1 tRNA gene and 1 rRNA gene are annotated in these 1,210 nt (G+C 52.2%); both read left to right on the top strand.

The features are described from left to right. Positions 1–1,072, top strand: a 16S ribosomal RNA gene (locus FTU00_RS15445); the annotation flags it as partial. A 61-nt stretch (positions 1,073–1,133) separates the two neighbouring features. Beyond that, positions 1,134–1,210: transfer RNA gene (locus FTU00_RS15440), tRNA-Ile, on the top strand.

The following is a 1,210-nucleotide window of genomic DNA, read 5'->3' as shown; positions in this document are numbered from 1 at the left end:
GGGATAAGTGGACGTTACTCGCAGAATAAGCACCGGCTAACTCTGTGCCAGCAGCCGCGGTAATACAGAGGGTGCAAGCGTTAATCGGATTTACTGGGCGTAAAGCGCGCGTAGGTGGCTAATTAAGTCAAATGTGAAATCCCCGAGCTTAACTTGGGAATTGCATTCGATACTGGTTAGCTAGAGTATGGGAGAGGATGGTAGAATTCCAGGTGTAGCGGTGAAATGCGTAGAGATCTGGAGGAATACCGATGGCGAAGGCAGCCATCTGGCCTAATACTGACACTGAGGTGCGAAAGCATGGGGAGCAAACAGGATTAGATACCCTGGTAGTCCATGCCGTAAACGATGTCTACTAGCCGTTGGGGCCCTTGAGGCTTTAGTGGCGCAGCTAACGCGATAAGTAGACCGCCTGGGGAGTACGGTCGCAAGACTAAAACTCAAATGAATTGACGGGGGCCCGCACAAGCGGTGGAGCATGTGGTTTAATTCGATGCAACGCGAAGAACCTTACCTGGCCTTGACATACAGAGAACTTTCCAGAGATGGATTGGTGCCTTCGGGAACTCTGATACAGGTGCTGCATGGCTGTCGTCAGCTCGTGTCGTGAGATGTTGGGTTAAGTCCCGCAACGAGCGCAACCCTTTTCCTTATTTGCCAGCACTTCGGGTGGGAACTTTAAGGATACTGCCAGTGACAAACTGGAGGAAGGCGGGGACGACGTCAAGTCATCATGGCCCTTACGGCCAGGGCTACACACGTGCTACAATGGTCGGTACAAAGGGTTGCTACTGCGCGAGCAGATGCTAATCTCAAAAAGCCGATCGTAGTCCGGATCGCAGTCTGCAACTCGACTGCGTGAAGTCGGAATCGCTAGTAATCGCGGATCAGAATGCCGCGGTGAATACGTTCCCGGGCCTTGTACACACCGCCCGTCACACCATGGGAGTTTGTTGCACCAGAAGTAGGTAGTCTAACCTTAGGGAGGACGCTTACCACGGTGTGGCCGATGACTGGGGTGAAGTCGTAACAAGGTAGCCGTAGGGGAACCTGCGGCTGGATCACCTCCTTAACGAAAGATTGACGATTGGTAAGAATCCACAACAAGTTGTTCTTCATGACGATGTATCTGAGGGTCTGTAGCTCAGTTGGTTAGAGCACACGCTTGATAAGCGTGGGGTCACAAGTTCAAGTCTTGTCAGACCCACCA

The organism is Acinetobacter sp. YH12041 (assembly GCF_013419975.1).
Taxonomy (GTDB): domain Bacteria; phylum Pseudomonadota; class Gammaproteobacteria; order Pseudomonadales; family Moraxellaceae; genus Acinetobacter.
This window is presented reverse-complemented; position numbering and strand designations above follow the sequence as displayed.